General features: G+C 58.8%; 20 protein-coding genes. 12 read left to right on the top strand and 8 right to left on the bottom strand.

Annotated features, from left to right (window positions below; all coding sequences use genetic code 11):
* Positions 1 to 533: 533 nt before the first annotated feature.
* Positions 534 to 1,886: a TldD/PmbA family protein gene (locus ADH66_RS16350; RefSeq protein WP_066538646.1), complete on the bottom strand. Its 1,353-nt coding sequence runs from the start codon at positions 1,884 to 1,886 to the stop codon at positions 534 to 536.
* 13 nt (positions 1,887 to 1,899) lie between these two features.
* Complete coding sequence (locus ADH66_RS16355; RefSeq protein ID WP_066538645.1) at positions 1,900 to 3,279, bottom strand: TldD/PmbA family protein; 1,380 nt, start codon at positions 3,277 to 3,279, stop codon at positions 1,900 to 1,902.
* Between the two features lie 93 nt (positions 3,280 to 3,372).
* Between ADH66_RS16355 and ADH66_RS16360 the strand changes: the two genes are divergently transcribed.
* Positions 3,373 to 4,179 carry a TrmH family RNA methyltransferase gene (locus ADH66_RS16360; protein ID WP_066538644.1) on the top strand — a complete coding sequence of 269 codons (807 nt, stop codon included), beginning with the start codon at positions 3,373 to 3,375 and terminating at the stop codon, positions 4,177 to 4,179.
* Between the two features lie 3 nt (positions 4,180 to 4,182).
* Here ADH66_RS16360 and ADH66_RS16365 read toward each other — a convergent pair whose 3' ends face one another.
* Together ADH66_RS16365 and ADH66_RS16370 are read right to left on the bottom strand one after the other, a co-directional pair.
* Positions 4,183 to 5,076: a helix-turn-helix transcriptional regulator gene (locus ADH66_RS16365; RefSeq protein ID WP_066538643.1), complete on the bottom strand. Its 894-nt coding sequence runs from the start codon at positions 5,074 to 5,076 to the stop codon at positions 4,183 to 4,185.
* A 20-nt stretch (positions 5,077 to 5,096) separates the two neighbouring features.
* Positions 5,097 to 6,293: an MFS transporter gene (locus ADH66_RS16370; RefSeq protein WP_066538642.1), complete on the bottom strand. Its 1,197-nt coding sequence runs from the start codon at positions 6,291 to 6,293 to the stop codon at positions 5,097 to 5,099.
* A 255-nt stretch (positions 6,294 to 6,548) separates the two neighbouring features.
* On the opposite strand from ADH66_RS16370, the gene ADH66_RS16375 reads away from it, so the two are divergent.
* The 11 genes from ADH66_RS16375 to ADH66_RS16425 all read left to right on the top strand — a co-directional run bounded on the left by ADH66_RS16375 (position 6,549) and on the right by ADH66_RS16425 (position 14,593).
* Positions 6,549 to 7,004, top strand: coding sequence for a pyridoxamine 5'-phosphate oxidase family protein (locus tag ADH66_RS16375; RefSeq protein WP_066538640.1), 456 nt, complete (start codon positions 6,549 to 6,551; stop codon positions 7,002 to 7,004).
* A gap of 22 nt (positions 7,005 to 7,026) precedes the next feature.
* A complete protein-coding gene (locus tag ADH66_RS16380) occupies positions 7,027 to 7,506 on the top strand; it encodes a hypothetical protein (protein WP_066538638.1) in 480 nt (159 codons plus the stop codon).
* 43 nt (positions 7,507 to 7,549) lie between these two features.
* Complete coding sequence (locus ADH66_RS16385) at positions 7,550 to 8,605, top strand: M20/M25/M40 family metallo-hydrolase (protein ID WP_066538636.1); 1,056 nt, start codon at positions 7,550 to 7,552, stop codon at positions 8,603 to 8,605.
* Between the two features lie 150 nt (positions 8,606 to 8,755).
* The gene (locus ADH66_RS16390; protein WP_066538635.1) at positions 8,756 to 9,523 is read left to right on the top strand and encodes a hypothetical protein; all 768 of its coding nucleotides are present in this window, start codon (positions 8,756 to 8,758) and stop codon (positions 9,521 to 9,523) included.
* Between the two features lie 52 nt (positions 9,524 to 9,575).
* Positions 9,576 to 10,835 carry a 3-isopropylmalate dehydratase large subunit gene (gene leuC, locus ADH66_RS16395; RefSeq protein ID WP_066538633.1) on the top strand — a complete coding sequence of 420 codons (1,260 nt, stop codon included), beginning with the start codon at positions 9,576 to 9,578 and terminating at the stop codon, positions 10,833 to 10,835.
* The gene (locus tag ADH66_RS21520) at positions 10,835 to 11,698 is read left to right on the top strand and encodes a GNAT family N-acetyltransferase (RefSeq protein ID WP_084384413.1); all 864 of its coding nucleotides are present in this window, start codon (positions 10,835 to 10,837) and stop codon (positions 11,696 to 11,698) included. The genes leuC and ADH66_RS21520 overlap by 1 nt, the downstream gene beginning before the upstream one ends.
* Positions 11,695 to 12,141 (top strand): DUF3788 family protein, encoded by a 447-nt coding sequence (locus ADH66_RS16405; RefSeq protein WP_066538631.1) that lies wholly within the window; start codon positions 11,695 to 11,697, stop codon positions 12,139 to 12,141. The genes ADH66_RS21520 and ADH66_RS16405 overlap by 4 nt, the downstream gene beginning before the upstream one ends.
* Before the next feature lie 14 nt (positions 12,142 to 12,155).
* Positions 12,156 to 12,377 (top strand): 4-oxalocrotonate tautomerase DmpI, encoded by a 222-nt coding sequence (gene dmpI / locus ADH66_RS16410; protein WP_066538630.1) that lies wholly within the window; start codon positions 12,156 to 12,158, stop codon positions 12,375 to 12,377.
* Positions 12,378 to 12,397: 20 nt separating this feature from the next.
* Complete coding sequence (gene leuD / locus ADH66_RS16415; RefSeq protein ID WP_066538629.1) at positions 12,398 to 12,880, top strand: 3-isopropylmalate dehydratase small subunit; 483 nt, start codon at positions 12,398 to 12,400, stop codon at positions 12,878 to 12,880.
* Between the two features lie 3 nt (positions 12,881 to 12,883).
* Positions 12,884 to 13,459 carry a hypothetical protein gene (locus ADH66_RS16420; protein WP_066538628.1) on the top strand — a complete coding sequence of 192 codons (576 nt, stop codon included), beginning with the start codon at positions 12,884 to 12,886 and terminating at the stop codon, positions 13,457 to 13,459.
* 162 nt (positions 13,460 to 13,621) lie between these two features.
* Complete coding sequence (locus tag ADH66_RS16425) at positions 13,622 to 14,593, top strand: sugar phosphate isomerase/epimerase family protein (protein ID WP_066538624.1); 972 nt, start codon at positions 13,622 to 13,624, stop codon at positions 14,591 to 14,593.
* Between the two features lie 65 nt (positions 14,594 to 14,658).
* On the opposite strand, the gene ADH66_RS16430 is transcribed toward ADH66_RS16425, so the two are convergent.
* Genes ADH66_RS16430 through ADH66_RS16445 form a run of 4 tightly spaced genes read right to left on the bottom strand, consistent with a single transcriptional unit; the run spans position 14,659 to position 18,483 of the window.
* Positions 14,659 to 15,639, bottom strand: a complete 981-nt coding sequence (locus ADH66_RS16430; RefSeq protein WP_066538623.1) for an ABC transporter ATP-binding protein — start codon at positions 15,637 to 15,639, stop codon at positions 14,659 to 14,661.
* Entirely contained in the window at positions 15,632 to 16,612 is a 981-nt protein-coding gene (locus ADH66_RS16435) for an ABC transporter ATP-binding protein (protein ID WP_066538622.1), read from the bottom strand. Before ADH66_RS16435 ends, ADH66_RS16430 begins: the two co-directional genes overlap by 8 nt.
* A 7-nt stretch (positions 16,613 to 16,619) precedes the next feature.
* Positions 16,620 to 17,465: an ABC transporter permease gene (locus ADH66_RS16440; RefSeq protein ID WP_066538621.1), complete on the bottom strand. Its 846-nt coding sequence runs from the start codon at positions 17,463 to 17,465 to the stop codon at positions 16,620 to 16,622.
* 19 nt (positions 17,466 to 17,484) lie between these two features.
* On the bottom strand, positions 17,485 to 18,483 hold the full coding sequence (locus ADH66_RS16445) for an ABC transporter permease (RefSeq protein ID WP_066538620.1): 999 nt from the start codon (positions 18,481 to 18,483) through the stop codon (positions 17,485 to 17,487).
* Between the last annotated feature and the right edge of the window lie 69 nt (positions 18,484 to 18,552).

Raw genomic sequence — 18,552 nt, forward strand, 5'->3', positions numbered from 1 at the left:
CTGAACGCCCGGTAATTTATGAGGTACATGGTATCACTCCCTTCTGTCAGTATGGGAACTATTATACACCTTTAGCCTGTGGAAAGCAAGCCGGGAGGGTGTAAAGATACGGAAATTAAATTATGCCGATAAATATGTTGCAATGCCTTGAAGTATCTGGTATTATGTCAGTAAGGAGTCCGTCAGGAAACGGTGGACGGTTGGCCCTCAACAGAGGACCTGGACCCTCTGATTACATAGAAACCTGTTTTGCATAAAGCAGGAATCAAGTGTAAAGGGGGCAAGCTTAATGAGTGACTATCAGATATTGCACCTGGTCATAGAGCTGCTACTGCTCTTGTTGGCCGCAATCAACGTATATGACAGTCTGAATCATAAAAAGTAAGCAACCGTTCCATGCCAGGGAACGGTTGCTTTTTTAAAACAACCCATTAACCGGGCCAGCCGTCTATCGGCGGGCTCCGCTTTTTTCTGTCTCTATTATATCCCATCAGGGCCCCTTTGTCAAGCCCCGGCGGGCCATAAAGCTCCGCTCACTTCCCCGCCACGGACAGCCCCTGTGCCAGCACGCTGGGGCTGATAAAGGTCGTGAACGAGGGGGACGTGGGCGTTTTCACGTCGCTGCCCACGGCCGTGATGTTCTTCAGCAGGGTGAAGAAGTTGCCCGCCACGGTGAAGGACCGCACCGGCGCGCCCTTTTTGCCGCCCTCTATAAGGAACCCGGAGCTTTGCAGGGAGAAGTCCCCGCTGATGGGGTTTGCCCCGGCGTGCAGGCCCCCAAGGGAGGTTATCAGCACGCCGCTCCCGGCCTTTTCCAGCAGTTCCTCCCGGCTCATTTCCCCGGGGGCAAGGCACATGGTGAAGGGCCGCACGCCCACCTTGGAGTCGTACCCGGCCTTAGAGGCGTTGCCGGTGGTCTCCTTACCCGCCGCAGCGGCGGTGCGCAGGTTGTAGAGCAGGGTCCTCAATACCCCCTTTTCTATCACGCTCTTTCTGCGGGTGGGGCTGCCCTCTGCGTCAAAGGGCATGGGCAGCGGGGCCTTCTCATAGAAGGGGTCGTCTATAAGGGTGACTATGGGCGCGGCTATCTCTGTGCCCTCCCTGTCCTTTAACAGGGACAGGCCCTTCTGTACGTTCTCGGCGGAAAACACCGGGGAGAACGTCGCCAAAAGCTGGGACATTGCGTCGGCGGAGAACACCACAGGCATCACCCCGGTGGGGGCCGTCCCCGCTCCCAGGGTCTCCCGGGCTCTCCCCGCAGTCTCCTCTGCGGCGGCGAGAAGGTCCAGCCCCTCCGGCTCTCCAAGGGTTATCTTATATTCGCTGGCCTTCTCCCCCTCCTCACTGCCGTCGCTGACCACGGCGCTTAGCACCGCCCCAGAGACAGAGTTCTCATACTGCAAATCCAGCCCCTTGGAGTTGCTGATGGCGATGGCGATATGCGACCCGAACACTTCGGTTTCGCTGCCGTCCACTACACCCTCCTGGGAGTACAACGCCTCCTGTCCCCTAAGGGCGGTCCGGCGCAGGGCCTCCGCCCCGGGCAGGGGGGCGTTTTCTGTACGGACGGTCTGGTACTCCCCGCCCGCGCCCACCAGAAATTCCGGCTCGGCTGTCTCAAGGACGGCGGCGTTGTCCCTGGCCCGGCGCACAAGGGCCCTGGCGCTGTCCTCGGTAAACCGCTGGGTAGAGGCGTAGCCCATCCGGCCCTCCACAAGGCACCGCAGGCAGGCCCCTCCCTCGCCGGAGTCCGAAAAGCCGTTTATCTCCCGCTTGAAGGCAGAGGCCGATACACTGTCCTCCAGCTGGCAGTACAGCTCGTACTCCTCTATGTTAAGCTTTGCGGCCTCCTCAGCCGCAGCGCTTTTGAATACCTGAAAATCCATAATTTTTCCCCCTTTATCTGCCGCCCACAGTGATGGACGAGACGCGTATCATGGGCTGGCCCACGTTGGTGGGGATGGAGCCGCTGGAGGACCCGCACATACCCTGGCCGCATTTTAGCTCCCGGCCCACCATGTCTATCTTCTGTATCACCTCCGAGCCCTTGCCCACAAGGCTGGCGCCCCGGACGGGCTCGCATATCTTGCCGTTTCGGATAATGTACCCCTCGTTCACGGCAAAATTGAACTCCCCGGTCACCGGATTCACCGAGCCGCCGCCCATCTCCTTGGCATATAGCCCGTACTCGATGGAGCCGATAATATCCTCGTCCCTGTCGTCCCCCGGGGCGATGAAGGTGTTGGTCATCCGGGAGGTGGTAACATAGCTGAAGCTCTGCCTTCTCGCGCTGCCGGTGGGCTCCCTCCCCATGCGGCGGCCGCCCATCTTGTCTATCATATAGGACTTCAGCACGCCCTTTTCAATGAGCACGTTGCGCCGGGAGGGGGTCCCCTCGTCATCGATGTTTATGGAGCCCCACTCGTTCGGCAGCGTGCCGTCGTCGATGGCGGTGACCTTCTCGTTTGCTATCTTCTCCCCAAGCCTTCCGCAGAACTGGCTATTCCCATAGGCCACGCTGGTGGCCTCCAGGGAATGGCCGCAGGCCTCGTGGAAGATGACCCCGCCAAAGCCGTTTCCTATGGCCACGGGCATGACCCCCGCCGGGCAGTACCCCGCCCCGGCCATGGTCACCGCCTGGCGGGCGGCCTCAAGGCCCACGGACTTGGGGTTCACCCTGTCAAAAAGCTCCATGCCCCTTCGGGCCCCCGGGCGGCAGCCGCCGGTCTGGGTCTCGCCGTTTATCTCGGCCACGGCGCTGACCGATAACCTGGTGCGTATCTGGCGATCCCGGGCGTAAAGCCCCTCGCTGGTGGCAATTAGGATATTGTGGTCCACGTCTAAGAGGGAGCCTGTTGTCTGGACTATCTTATCGCTGTACCCGCCGGCGGTCCCACAGGCCTCCCTTAAGATGTCTATCTTCTCCCTGTTGCCCACGCCTCCGGGGACTGTTTTTATGGGGTGCCTGTCCCCAAAGAGCCGCTCCCGAAGGGCAACGCTGACCTCCGCCCTGTCCTCTGAGAGGGCCTCTGCGGCCCGGCGGGCGCATTTTATCAGGCCCTCCTCGCTGGTGTCCACGGTGGTGGCCATAACGCTCCGAAGCCCCAAGAACACCCGCACGGCGGCCCCGGCTGTCTGCGCATCGTGGACGGAGTCAACTTTGCCGCCCACCAGCTCGATGGAGTGGTCCAGGGTGTCCTCCATAAAGAGCTCGGCGTAGTCCGCGCCGGTAGAGGACGCCGCCAGCAGGACGCGCTCGCAAATCTCTCTTGAAATCATTTTTGAACCTCCTGTGATTTTTCCCGGGGGGCTTGCGGCCCGGGGGGAAATAGGATATACTTTTTACTAAACTGTGTAAAAGGACGTGGCTGTATGAAAATTATCGAGATAACTGATTTTGCCGCCCCGGAGCTGGACATATACGCCCGGCTCACTGAAAATCAGCTTGTGAACCGGGCCGACCCCGCAAACGGACTTTTCATTGCCGAAAGCCCGCTGGTCATCGGCCGGGCCCTGGACGCGGGGTGCGTGCCGGTGTCCCTCCTGACGGAGCCGAAGCACGCCCTGGGCAAGGGCCGGGAGCTTATAGAACGCTGCGGGGACGTGCCGGTGTTCGCGGCCGAGGAAGCCGTGTTGTGCGAGCTCACGGGCTTTCATCTGACCCGGGGGATGCTCTGCGCCATGAGACGGCCGGAGCTCCGCTCCCCGGAGGAGGTGTGCGAAGGGGCACGCCGTGTGGCCGTGCTGGAAAACGTAATGAACCCCACGAACCTTGGGGCCATCTTCCGCAGCGCCGCCGCTTTGGATATAGACGCGGTGCTCCTCACTGCCCAGGGCAGCGACCCACTGTACAGAAGGGCCCTGCGGGTGAGCATGGGCAACGTGTTCCTGGTGCCCTGGGCGTACCTGCCCGAAGGGGACTGGCCGGGCTTTTTAAGGGGGCTGGGCTTTAAGACCGCCGCCCTGGCCCTTCGGGAGGACAGCCTTGATATCGGCGACCCCAGGCTTCTTATGGAGGAGCGCCTTGCCCTCGTGCTGGGCACAGAGGGGGACGGCCTTCGCCACGAGACCATCGCCAAATGCGACTATACCGTGCGCATACCCATGTCCCACGGCGTGGACTCCCTGAACGTGGCGGCGGCCAGCGCCGTGGCCTTCTATCAGCTTACCAGGAGATAGACCCTATTTGTGGGCCTCATATATCTCCCTTGCCCGGCGGGCCAGCTCCTCCCGAAGGGAGGCCGGGGCCGCGACCTTGACCCCCGGGCCCAGGGCCAGCAGCCGGCCTATGAGTCTGTCCTCCACGGGGACGTCCTGCCTAAGCTCCAAAAGGCCGTCCTTGCGCTGGGAGATAAGGGTGCCGTCGAAGACCTCATATACCCTGTCGGCCATCTCCCGGGGGAACCGCAATATCACCCGGGTGGTCTCCGGCGGCGGGGCTGGCCGCTCCTCCGGGAAGGAGCGGGGCTCAAAGGCGTCAACACCCGGTTTCCACTTTATTATTCTTGAAAGGGACAGCTCCCTGTATTCCCCGGCCCCTGTGCAGTAAGCCTTTAAATACCAGCCTCCCGCACGGCAGCAGAGCTTTAGGGGCATTAGGTCCAGCTTCTCCGGCTCGCCGCCGGGGCCCGCGTAGGTTATGTCCGCGCAGTGGTGCTGTATGACCGCCCGCTGTATGAGCCTGAACCTTTCCCCGGCCTTCGCCGCGTACCCCTCCCCAGAGAGGTCCACCTCCAGCCCTTCCCCGGCGGGCAGCTGGAAGAGCTCCGCAATCTCCGAAAGGACGGCGGGGGTGGGGCCTGCGAACTCCTCTCCGCGCTCCTTTATAGCGTTGAGGATATCCCCGCGCTCCTCCTTTGAGAGCAGGGCGCGGTCCATCACAAAGCCCTTCATCAGGCAGATGCCGCCGCCCCTGCCGGTCTCAGCGTATATGGGTATGCCGGCGGCGTTCAGGGTCTCCACATCCCGGTAGACCGTGCGCACGGAGACTCCGAACTCCCCGGCCATCTGGGCCGCGGTGCTCTGTCCCCTTTCCAGAAGATAGCATACAACTTGAAACAATCGGCCTTTACGCATAATTTTACTCCTTTATTATGTTACGTCTCGGGTGGATTTGTTCCTTTGTGCTTTGGCGTTTTGGTAAACAGGCATATGAGCATAATGAGGGCGAAGCCCCCCGAGAGGAGCAGCCCCGGCTTCATGTCCCCGCCGGCCGCGCCCCCTACCAGCCCCACGAGGGTTGGCCCTCCGGAGCAGCCCAGGTCCCCGCCCAGGGCCAGCAGGGCGAACATGGCCGTGCCCCCGGCTGGAAGGGCCGCAGAGGCCTTGCTGAGGGTGCCGGGCCACATTATGCCCACGGCGAGTCCGCAGAGGCCGCATCCCAGCAGATTCACCGCCGGCGAGGAGGGGAGCGCCACCAGCAGGTAGGACACGGCGCAAAGCGCGGCGCTCAGGCGCATTACACGGTCAAGCCGCGCCCTTTGGCCGAATTTGCCGTACAGGGCCCGGGAGAGCCCCATCAGGGCGGCAAAGGCCATTGGCCCCATCAGGTCGCCCAGGGTTTTACTGACTCCAAGACCCCTCTCGGCGAAGGCGGAGGCCCATTGACTCACGGACTGTTCGCTGGCCCCAGCGCAGAGCATCATCACAAACAGCAGCCAGAAAGCCTTGTTAGAAAGCAGCTCCCTCATGCCCATGCCCTTCTCCTCCTCCGGCAGCAGCGGGGCCAGAGGGGTAAAGCAGAAAACCGCGCTGTTAAGTATTGGCAGCACCGCCCAGATAAGTGCCAGGACCCGCCAATTCCCCACGCCCGCAAGATGGAAAAACAGGGTCGATATCAGCACCACCCCCACGTGCCCCCAGCAGTAGAAGGAGTGCAATAGGCTCATGGCCGCCTGTTTATTGTCCGTGGGGCAGCTCTCCACAATGGGGCTTACAATGACCTCTATAAGCCCGCCGCCCAGGGCGTAGACTATCACAGAGAGCAGAATCCCCATAAACGGGTCCATAAGCCCCGGCAGGACCGTCAGCAGCGCCAGCCCCGCCGCCGCCAGCAGCTGTGCCGCCACCGCCGACGGGCGGTAGCCTATCCTGTCCACGAATTTTGCCGCCAGCAGGTCAACTATAAGCTGCACCCCAAAGTTCACCGTCACCAGCAGGGTTATTTTGTCCAGCGGGATATGGTAGTCCTGCTGGAAGGTGACGAACAGCAGAGGGACAAAGTTGTTGACGGCGGCGTGGGCAATATAGCTCATAAAGCAGGCGCGCATGGTGGTCTTGAAGGTGAATTTCATAGCCTCTCCTTTTTGGTATGTGACGTATAGTAAACGCGCTTTTACAAAAGAGGCACGCCCCTTTTGAACTGCGTTAACTATAAACATAGTATGACGGGAGACCGCGACTGGTACCACCGGCAAAGGGACCGCCAGGCTCTACGCTATTATGATATCAGGGGCGGCCAAGGAAGTCAAGAGCCCTTTTTTCTTGCTTTTACTTTCCCCCTATGATATACTTTAGCAAACGGACACATGAAGGAGAGGTGCCGCAATATGCGCAGGAAAGACAGGGAAATACCGAGGGAGGACGCGTTAAGAGCCGCGGACAAGTGCCCCTATGCCGTGCTCTGCCTTATAGGCCCCGATGGCGGGCCCTATGGCGTGCCGGTGAACCTCGCAAGGGACGGGGAGATCGTCTACTTCCACAGCGCCATGAAGGGAACTAAGACCGACTGTATGCGCCGGGATAGCCGGGTATGCCTTACCTGTGTAGGGGATATGCGGATAGCCGGGGAGGAGTATACCACAAAATATGAGTCGGCAATACTGAAGGGCCGCGCGTCAGAGGTCACGGACAAGGAGGAGAAGGTCCGTGCCCTTCGGACCCTCTGCGAAAAGTACGCCCCGGAGCATATGGATAAGTTCCAGGAAACGGTGGAAAAAAGCCTTGGGGGCACGGCAGTGTGGAGAGTCGATATCAGCGAGGTCACAGGGAAGCGAAACAAATAGAAGGTCTGGAGGTATTAAAAAAATGGAAATAGTTGATGTAAAGCGGGAGAACTGTCCGGCGGCACGGCTTATCGGCAAAAGCTATGCCCAGGGTCCGGACTGGGGCCAGTGGTGGTCCAACGGCTGGTTCGGAAAACTTGAGGCCCTCCGAAGCCTGGAGTTTAACGGCGACGCTTATATCGGCGCCGTACATATTGTGGACGGCGCGCCGGAATACTGGATAGGGAGACTGTTCCCGGCGGGGACCCGGGCCCCGGAGGGCTTCGGGTATGTGGACATAGAGCCCCAGGAATACGCCGTATGCTATCTCAGGGACAGAGAGGGCAGCGACGGGTTCTATACCATGGACACCCACAATATGTGCCTTAATGAGCTGAGTCTGCGGGGATATAAAAGGAGGGAGGACAGCTGGTGCCTGGAGAGGTACAACTGCCCCAGGTTCACCACCCCGGACGAGAACGGCGACATTATCCTGGACTACGCTATTGCCATTGAAAAATAGAAGGATAAAGTATTAAATCACGTAATCAAGGGAGAGCTAAAAAATGAACAGGGATTTCTTGAAGGAGCTATTGAACACCCCATCGGTCAGCGGCCACGAGGAGCATATCCAGGAAAAGGCCCTGGGCTTCGGCAGGGGCTTTGCCCAGACCCAGCTCACCGACCCCAGCGGCAACGCCGTCTCGGTAGTGAACCCGGAGGCGGAGCATAAGATACTGCTCTGCGGGCATATCGACGAGATAGGCTTTCTGGTGACCTATATCGACGATTCCGGCAGACTGCGCCTGATGAAAGACGGCGGGGTGAGCCCCAAGCTCTACATCGGCTCGCCGGTGCAGGTGATACATGACGGCAGGAGGGTCCCCGGGGTCGTGGCCACCTGCAGCGATCTGCTTGAAAAGGACAAGGTGAAGGACACGGACCTTTTGGTGGATATAGGCGCAAGCTCCAAGGAGGAAGCCGAAAAGCTGGTATCCGTGGGCGACCCGGTCTGCGCAGACACAGAGGTGCGGGAGCTTATGAACGGCCTTTTCACCTGCCGTGCGCTGGACGATAAGACCGGGGCCTTTGTGGTGCTTGAAGCCGCAAAGCTTGCCGCAGAGAAGGGCGCGAAGATGGGCATATACGCCGCCACAACGGTGGGCGAGGAGACCAGCGGCCGCGGGGCCTACTACGCCGCCGCACGGATCAAGCCCGACTGCTGTATCGCCGTGGACGTGACCTGGGCCAGCGACGCCCCCGGCGGCGACCCCGGGGACACCGGCGAGGTGAAGCTGTCCGGTGGGCCGGTGCTCTGCCGGGCCACGGCGGTGAACAAGAGGATGAACGCCCTTTTAGAGGAGACGGCCAAGGAGCTGGGGATAAAGCTCCAGTACGAGGTGGCCGCCGGACATACCGGCACCGACGGCGACACGGTGAACCGCACCCTTGAGGGCGTACCCATGGCGCTGGTGTCCATACCCCTTCGGTATATGCACAGCTCGGTGGAGGTGGGCAGCTGGAGGGACCTTGAGGAGTGCATAGAGCTGCTGGCCGGATTTATCGTCAGGCTCTCACAGGAGATGGAGAAGGGGTTTGACTTCTGCACGGTGCGGGTGTGAGGGTATAGTGAAGGAAACGGGCAGGGTACAGACCCTGCCCGCTTTTCTATTAGAAAGCCGCGCCGCCGCTTCACAGTTTATTAACTTGACAATACCCCCCAAAGGTAATACAATATTCTTATTGATATTTGCATTTTTGGAGGTGCTTTCATGGCCCGTGAACGATACCTGCTGGACGTAGGAGAGGATACCATACACACCGGCGTTATAGAGCTGAAGACCAAAAAGGACAAGGCCAAGAACTGGTGGTACTATAACAAGCGCATACTGCTGTTCGTGGCTATCGTTGCGGCGGTGGCTTTTAGCTGGATATACTCTGTGGTCACCAAGGTGGAACCGGACTATACCGTGGGGATGATAACCAGCTTCAGTCTGCCCAGTGAGGTGACGGAGGAGCTGGAGCGCTATCTCGAGCCCTTCTGCGAGGACCGCAACGGCGACGGCAAGGTAAAGGTGATAGTCAGCAACTATGTGTTTGGGGACAACTCCTCCAACCAGGACTATCAGATGACGCAGGCCGCCTATACAAGGTTCGCCGGGGACGCGGCCATAGGCAGCTGCATGATATATATCCATGACCAGGACGGGCTTTCGGCCCTGGGCGACGGGTTGGACGGCTTCTTCCTCTATAACGACGGCGGCACTATGCCCGAGGGGGCCAGGGATTTTGATAACGCCAGCCGCCCCTGGAGCGATTATGAGGGCCTTGAAGATTTCACCGCCGATGGCAACGAGCTGAATAACTGGACCCCCGAAGTGGTGCAGGAGCTCTGCAAGCGCCTTAGTATTTCCCTGCGCACCACAGAGGGGGCGGTGGAGAAGGACGAGAAGCTTACGGCCTATCACCAGGACTCCGTGAAGCTTTTAGAACGCCTTGAGCGGGGCGAGCGGATAAGCCCCGAAAGTGGCTCGGAATAATATTATATATTTAATATATGTATTATTATATACAAATGAGGAGGGCAATAATATGCCTATGACGATGACACAAAAGATATTGGCCGCCCACGCGGGGATGGACAGGGTGGAGCCCGGGCAGCTTATCGAGGCAAGCCTTGATCTGGTACTGGGCAATGACATCACCTCCCCGGTGGCCATCAACGAGTTTGAGAAATGCGGGGCAACGGACGTCTTTGACCGGGAGAAGATAGCCCTGGTGCTGGACCACTTCGCCCCCAACAAGGACATCAAGGCGGCCCAGCAGTGCAAGCAGACGCGGCAGTTTGCCGACAAGTACGACATCAAGAACTTCTTCGACGTGGGAAAGATGGGCATAGAGCACGCCCTTCTCCCGGAGCAGGGCCTGGTAGGCCCCGGCGACGCTGTTGTGGGCGCGGACTCCCACACCTGCACCTATGGGGCGCTGGGGGCCTTCTCCACCGGCGTGGGCTCCACGGACATGGCGGCGGCCATGATAACCGGCAAATTATGGTTCAAGATACCCTCTGCCATTAAAGTTGAGCTTATCAACAAGCCCACTGGCTTCGTCTGCGGCAAGGACGTTATCCTGCACCTTATCGGGGAGATAGGCGTGGACGGCGCCTTATACCAGTCCCTGGAGTTTGTGGGGCCCGGAGTGTCGGCGCTTTCCATGGACGACAGATTCACCATCGCCAACATGGCCATAGAGGCCGGGGCCAAGAACGGCATCTTCCCGGTGGACGAGAAAACCATGGAATATTGCAGGGACCGCTTCCAGCGGGAGCCTAAGGTCTATGAGGCCGACCCGGACGCGGAATATACCCGCACGGTGACAATAGACCTCTCCGCCCTGCGGCCCACTGTGTCCATGCCCCACCTGCCGGAGAACACCCGTACTATAGAAGAGGTCAGCAACGTGAAGATAGACCAGTCGGTGATAGGCTCCTGCACCAACGGCCGCATAAGCGATATGCGGATAGCCGCCCAGATACTCAAGTGCCGCAAGGTGGCGAAGAACGTGCGCTGCATAGTTATCCCCGCCACCCAGGAGGTCTACTTACAGTGCGTGCGCGAGGGCCTGGCGGAGATATTCATCGAGGCCGGGGCCGTGTTCAGCACCCCCACCTGCGGGCCGTGCCTGGGCGGCTATATGGGCATCCTTGCCGAGGGCGAGCGGGCCGTGTCCACCACAAACCGAAACTTTGTGGGGCGCATGGGCCACGTGGAGTCTGAGGTCATACTCTCAAGCCCCGCCGTTGCGGCGGCAAGCGCCGTGACCGGTTACCTGACGGACCCGGCGAAGCTGTGATGGAGCCCATAAGAATAGAGACTGACCGGCTGCTGCTAAGGCCCCCGAAGCGGGCCGACGCGCCTGCGCTCCGGGAGTTCCTTGCCCAGGAGTATGTGCGGCGGTACAACTGTCTGGGCAAACTCCCCACTGTGGAGAAGCTGGAGGAGCTGCTTCTAAGCGAGCCGGAACGCCAGTTTTCCCTTGTGCGGCGGGCGGACGGCCAGGTTCTGGGGCATATCGGGCTGGAAACAGACAGTCTGCGTTTTCGGATGGAGGCCCTGTCCCTGGACTACTATCTGGGGGAGGAACACGCCCATAAGGGTTATATGTCCGAGGCGCTGGAGGGGCTGCTGCGGTACCTGTTCCTCCAAACGGGCACAGAGGCGGTCAGCGCCCGGGCCTTCACGGAAAACGCCGCCTCCCTCGGCCTGCTGGAAAAGCTGGGCTTTACCCGAGAGGGGACCCTGCGCCGGGCCGTGCGTACCTATGAGGGCAGATGCTTCGACGACGCGGTCTTTTCCCTGCTTCGTGAGGAATATTTTACCGCCCACCCGCCCCGGACCGGCGACGCCCTCTTCATCAAAATAGACCGCCCCATGGGCACGGCGCACCCCAAGCACCCGGACATCATATACCCGATCAACTACGGCTACGTGCCCGGGCTCATAGCCCCGGACGGCGAGGAGCAGGACGCTTACGTGCTGGGGGTGGACGAGCCGCTCACAGAGTTCACCGGCAGGCTCATCGCCGTTATCCACAGGTTTGACGATGTGGAGGAAAAGTGGGTGCTTGCGCCGGAGGGGAGGAGCTTTACAAAAAAGCAGATAGTTGAACTGACCCATTTTCAGGAGCAGTATTACCACACGGAGGTGAGGACATGACGGAGCTTGAGCGGGTAAGCCACGAAACCATGGTGTTCATGCGAGGAAAGTACCGGCTGGACGAAATGGGCGACGGCAAGGACGAGCTGAAGTTCAGACAGGGGAAGAAGACCCTCCTTACCGTGTACACCAGAGAGGATAGGTTTGACTTCATGATAATCTTCGGCAAGGCGGAGCGGGAGGCTTTTGAAACCCGGCGGGAGGAGTTTTCCCCCTGGGTGCGGGAGGTTTACGACGGCTCCAAGACTTATCATGACGGCAAGTGGATGATGTTCGGGGTGGACAGTGTGAAGCGGCTGGAGGAGATTAAGCCGCTGATACTCATGAAGAAGCGGCCCAACCGCAAGCCGCCGCTGGAGGAAAAGGATTTTGCCGACGGCCAAAGGTTCGCGATACATACGGACAGCTACACTGCTGATGAGATAACCCAAGCGATACTGTAAGGAAGTGAAAAACCATGCCCTACATTTCAATGGAGTGCGGCACACTGACAGACGAGCAGAAATCCCGGCTTATCAAAGAGCTTACCGAGACCGCGGCTGGCATAACGCACATACCTGCGGAGTTTTTCAGCATAACGATAAAGGAACTGCCCGACCGGAACTTCGGTATAGGCGGGCGGTCAATAGACAGGATAAAGGCCGAGTATGCCGTTAAAGGCACAGGAAAGCCAGAATAAATCCCGAAAGGAGCAAATACATGAACGCCAAAGGCACAGTACACAAATACGGCGACGACGTAAACACCGACGTAATAATCCCCGCCCGCTACCTCAACACCGCCTCCCACGCGGAGCTTGCGGCCCACTGTATGGAGGACATCGACAAGGACTACGTGAAGAACGTGAAGCCCGGGGACGTGGTGGTGGCCGGAAAGAATTTCGGCTGCGGGTCCTCAAGGGAGCACGCTCCCATCGCGCTGAAGGCCAGCGGGGCCTCCTGCGTTATAGCCAAGACCTTCGCAAGAATTTTTTACCGCAACTCCATAAATATCGGTTTCCCAATTCTGGAGTGCCCGAAGGCTGCCGAGGAGATAAACCCCGGGGACAGCGTGGCGGTGGACTTTGACACCGGCCTTATCACCGACGAGACCACCGGCAGGACCTATCAGGCCCAGCCGTACCCGGAGTTTTTGCAGAAGATAATCAAAAGCGGCGGGCTGATGGAGTCTATAAAGGGCTGAACTATGGGCGATATTTATTTTCCAAGCTGTAACTTTAATAAAGCTACTCCCGAGACGGCAAAGCTGCTTTTGGAGCGCATGAAGGCTATAATGCCGGTGGCCGGGTGCTGCCGGGTGGACAAGCTGGAGTACCCGAAGGGTGACCGGGCGCTGTACCTCTGTCAGGCCTGCCGGGAGGTCATAGAGGTGCGCTTTCCGGAGCTTGTGCCGGAGAACCTGCTTGTGTGGCTGGACCGGGAGGAAAAATTTCCGCTGCCGGATTACAGCGGACTGGCCGTAAGCATACAGGACTGCTGGCGGGACCGGGAGCACCCGGAGATACATGAGGCGGTGCGGAGCCTGCTGGCTAAAATGGGAGTGGCTTTTGAGGAGATACCTGAAAACCGCGGGCAGGCGGACTACTGCGGCGACCTGCACTTCCAGCCGGACCAGGCGGCGAAGCACGGCGGGTTGCCGGTGCTATGTTACTGCAACCGGTGCAAGCTGTGCATCGGGCAGGACGGCGGCAATGCGCTGCACCTGATGGAGCTGGTGATGGGTACATATTCCCGGGAGGGTGAGTATGGAAGCCGTGGATAAGGTGCTTTGCGCAAACATAGACAACCTGGGCAAGGCCGAGTATTTTTGCGGCGAATAGCAAAAATATCCGCCAAAATAATTTGCGGATGGGATTGATTTTTGGCCCATTATTCTGTATAATATTTCCAAGGACCAAAATAAATTCAAAGGAGTGCATACAGAGTGAAATTAGGTATTCTTTCAAATGTTATCGGCAGTACCCCCCTGAAGGAGGCGCTGGCCTACTTTAAGGGCCTGGGTGCACAGATGGTGGAGATAGGCTGCGGCGGATATCCCGGCAAGGACCACTGCGACCCGGGCGTGCTGCTCCATGACGAGGAGAAGTTCAACGAGTTCGTGACCACCGTTAAGGAGTCCGGCCTTGAGATAAGCGCCCTTAGCTGCCATGCCAACCCCGTGCATCCCAACAAGGAGATCGCAAAGCAGTTTGACGACGACCTGCACAATGCGGTGCTCATGGCCGAGAAGCTGGGCATACACCAGATAAACACCTTCTCCGGCTGCCCGGGCGACTGCCCCGAGAGCAAGAACCCCAACTGGGTGGTCTGTGCCTGGCCCAACGAGTTCCCTGAGGTGCTGGAGTGGCAGTGGAACGAGGTGCTTATCCCCTACTGGAAGAATTTTGTGGCCTTCGCCAAGGAGCACGGCGTAAATAAGATAGCCATGGAGATGCACCAGGGCTTCTGCGTACATAACACCCGTACCCTCCTGCGCCTGCGGGAGGCCGTGGGTCCCGAGATCGGCGCTAACCTCGACCCCAGCCACCTGTTCTGGCAGGGCATGGACCCCATCAAGGTCATCAGGGCCCTGGGCGGCGACGCCATCTTCCACGTGCACGCCAAGGACGCTATAATAGACCCCATAAACGCCCCTGTCAACGGCACCCTGGACACCATCAGCTATGCCGACGAGCTCCATCGCAGCTGGATCTTCCGCAGCATCGGCTACGGCCACGACGAGCTGTTCTGGAAGGAGTTTGTCAGCAACCTGCGCATGGTGGGCTATGACTACGTGCTGTCCATCGAGCATGAGGACAGCCTTATGAGCCAGAACGAGGGCCTTGTAAAGGCCTGCGACGTGCTCAAGCGCTCCATCACCTTCGAGGACAAGATGACCGAGGCAAGGTGGATCTAAGCTTACTCATAAAACATAAGGCATGGGCCAAAACCCATGCCTTATTTGATTTATATGGCCAAGCTTTAATCCTTGTTGCCGTTAAGCGGATGATAGCACAGCACCATGCGCTCCTCCCCAAGCTTTGTGGGCTCGGGCCGCGACTGGCGGCACTTGTCCGTGGCATAGGGGCAGCGGGGGGCAAACTTGCAGTAGGAGATGGCGTACTCCTTGCCCTCCATGTCGGGCATGGCCAGTTCCTTGTCCCACTTGTCGCCTACCCGGGGCACAGAGCTCATGAGCAGCTCCGTATAGGGGTGAGCCGGTTCGTCCATTATCTCCTTGGCCGGCCCGTATTCGATAAGGCAGCCGCGGTAGAGGGTGGCGATATAGTCCGACACGTAGTAGGCCGTGGACAGGTCGTGGGTAATATAGATGAAGGATATCTTGTACTTATCACGAAGCTCCTTGAAGAGGTTGACAATGTTCATCTTCATGGAGGCGTCTATGGCCGCCACAGGCTCGTCGGCGATTATCAGCTTCGGCCGGGTGATAAGGGCCCGGGCGATGGATACGCGCTGGAGCTCGCCGCCGGAGAACTGGGTGGGGTACTTGCCCTTTACGACCTCAAGGGACATTCCCACGCTCTTTAGGGCCTCGTCCACCAGCCTGTCGGCCTCCTGCCGGTTCTTCGCTATGCCCAGCCGCAGAGCCGTGTTGTAAAGGTAGGTATCCACGGTCTTCCTGGCGGAGAAGGACTCATAGGGGTTCTGGAAGATGGGCTGAACGTCCAGCTTGAACTGATGGGGGTCATAGCTCTTTTTGTCGGCGTAATTCTTGCCGTCCAGGATTATCTCCCCCATGTCCGGGTTGTGCAGGCGCAGAACCATCTTGCAAAGGGTGGACTTGCCGCAGCCGGACTCGCCCACGATGGACAGTATAACCGGCCTGTCGCTGTCGATGGACAGTGTAACGTCGTCCACGGCCACCAGCTTCTTGCCGCGGAGCATACCGCCCACGCGGAATATCTTGCTGACGCCGTTTATCTCAAGTAATTTCTTAGCCATTCGCCTTCACCTCCTCGTTGAGCAGATGGCAGGCGGCAAACCGGCCTGGCCTTACCTCCCGGAAAGCCGGGACCTCCTTGCGGCACCTATCTGTGGCGTGGGGGCACCTGGGCGCGAAGCGGCAGCCCGGAGGCGGGTCCTTCAGGGCCGGGGGACGACCCGGTATGCCGACCCTCTGTATATCCTCGCCCACCCGGGGCAGGGCCCCGACCAGCATGGTGGTATAGGGATGTATGGGGTCGCCGAAGATGTCCTCGGTATTGCCCAGCTCCACCACGCTGCCGGAATACATGATGGCCATGCGGTTGGTCACCTGATAGTGCACGCCCATGTCGTGGCTGACGATAACAAGGGTGTTCTTCAGCTGCTTTTGCAGGCGCATAAGCATCATCAGAATGCCCTTTTGCACCACCACGTCCAGGGCGGTGGTGGGTTCGTCCGCCAGCACCACATTGGGAGACATAAATGTGGCAAGAGCTATGATGGCCCTCTGGCGCATACCGCCTGAAAGCTGGAAGGGGTATGCCTCCAGCACATCCGGCGAAAGGCTCAGCTCTTTCAGGTAGTTGGCCACGCGCTCCAGTGTCTGGGCCTCGGTCTCATTCTTTCTGTCCTCCTTGGGTATTGAATCCACAAACTGCTTTTTCAGCCGCACAATGGGGTTAAGCACGCTCTGGGCGGCCTGGGGCACATAGGAAATATTGTTCCACCAGGTTTTGCGTATCTGGCCAGACTCGTAAGAGAACTTGCTGCCGTTCTTCTCCCCCTCCAGAACCACCCGGCCCTGGTCTATCACCAGGGGGAACTCCACGATGTCGTAGAGGGTGTTGAGCAGAGTTGTCTTGCCGCAGCCGGACTCGCCCGCAATGCCGAAGATCTCGTTGTCTTTGATAGTCAGGTCGAGATCGTTTATAACGTGCACGTCGCCGTCTATGGTCTTATAAGAGGTGGACAGATGCTCGATTTTTAACATATTCGGTTTACCTGCCTCTCTTCATGGATTGATAGTCATTATAGCCCGTGATGAGCATAAACAGGCCAATGAACAGCACCACGGTGGCCACTATAGGCGAGCCTATCCAGAGCCACTGCTGGGTGAAAATCGCGTTCTTTTCCCTGGCCCACTGGATCATATTGCCCAGGGACACCAGACTGCCGGGGGAAAGGCCCAGGACCGCCAGGCTGGACTCGGAGCCGATAGCGCTCAAAACGGCGTTCATGAAGTTTGACAGGGACCAGGACAGCGCAAAGGGCAGAATCTCTGTGACAACTATCTGTATGGTGCCCTCGCCGGAGAACCGCGCCGTGTGGATAAAGTCGCGCTCCTTTATGGTCAGGGCCATGGAGCGTATCTGGCGGCTGGGCCAGGCCCAAGCGAACAGTGCCAGCACCAGCGCCATCAGTATGACGGTGGAGCTGCCCTTCATCAGCGAGGTCATCAGGATCAGTATGGGCAGCGAGGGGATAACCACAAAGGTATCCGTAATGAGCATTAGCACACGGTCCAGGGCTCCGCCGGCAAAGCCGGCCAGCAGCCCCACGAAAACGCCCACCACGGTGCCTATCAGCGCCACAATAAGTCCTATGGTCAGAGAATTATGTATGGCCTCAATAAGGAGCCACATAACGTCCTGGCCCATATTGGTGGTGCCCAGGGGGTGCTCCATGGAAGCGCCCAGCTTGTTGGGGTAGGTGTTGAAGGCGAAGGGGTCCTCATGGGGGAAGAAATAGACCACAAAGCCGATGATAAAGAATATCAGCGTGATAATAAGTCCGGCTTTCAGGCGGAAATTCGCGTTTTTCCAGAATTTTCTAAATTTAGCCACGTATAAACTCCCTCCTTTCTTAGCTGTAGCGGATCCGTGGATCGATGAACGGGTAGACCAGGTCGACTATCAGTGTGGCGGTTGCCACGGCCACGATGGAGATGGTGATGCAGCCCAGGATCATGTTGTAATCCGAAGCCAGTATGGCGTTCTGCACCAACGTACCAACGCCCGGATAGCCGAAAATGATCTCGACCATGATGGAGCCGCCGAACACGCCGCCCAGGCTCATAGCCAAAGCGGTGATCTGGGTCAGGATAGAGTTATGGAAAACATAGCTGCGGCCGATTTTCCCTTCGGAAAGACCGCGGTAGCGGGCATAGCGCACAAAGTCCTCCTCGGCCGTGGTCCCGGCAAGGGACTTCATGGAGATTATCCACCAGCCGGTGCCCACCAGCAGCATACTGAGGGCCGGCAGCACGGAGGCCTTTAAGAGGGCCCCCCAGAACGCCGCAGCGCCGCCCGCGGCGGGCAGAGTAGTGGTAAGGGGGAACCAGCCCAGCAGGAAGGCGAAGACTATCTGGAATATCAGGGCCACGATAAAGTACGGAATGGGGTAAATGCAGATGGCGATACCCTCCAGTATCTTGGAGGAGCGCTTGTTCTTGCGGAACCCGGCCAGAAGGCCTATCACGTTGCCGATTATCCAGGCGAACACGGTGGAGAACAGGGACAGGCACACCGTATACGGCAGGTTGCGGCCGATAATGTCGTTCACCGGGGTGGGATAGCTCATCAGGGAGGGGCCGAAGTCAAAATGCAGAAGGCCGTTCCACAGGAAAGAGCCATACTGCTGTAGCAAAGAGCCCTCCAGGCCGAACTGCACCCGAAGCTGGCTCTCCAGCGCCTCTCTCTGGGCGGGGTCCATAGAGCCGGACCGGGCTGTCATCTGTCCGATCATGTTCTGAACAGGGTCAGAAGGGAACATTCTTGGGATGAAGAATATGAATGTTACGCCGATCCAGATCGTCAGGGCCCAAGTCAGGATACGCTTCAAGAAATATGTACGGAATTTCACAAATACACTTCCTTATCTGACAGATTATAGGGCGGCGAAACGCTTAATGTTTCGCAACAGTGACGAAAA

The sequence above is a fragment of the Acutalibacter muris genome (genome assembly GCF_002201475.1).
Taxonomy (GTDB): domain Bacteria; phylum Bacillota; class Clostridia; order Oscillospirales; family Acutalibacteraceae; genus Acutalibacter; species Acutalibacter muris.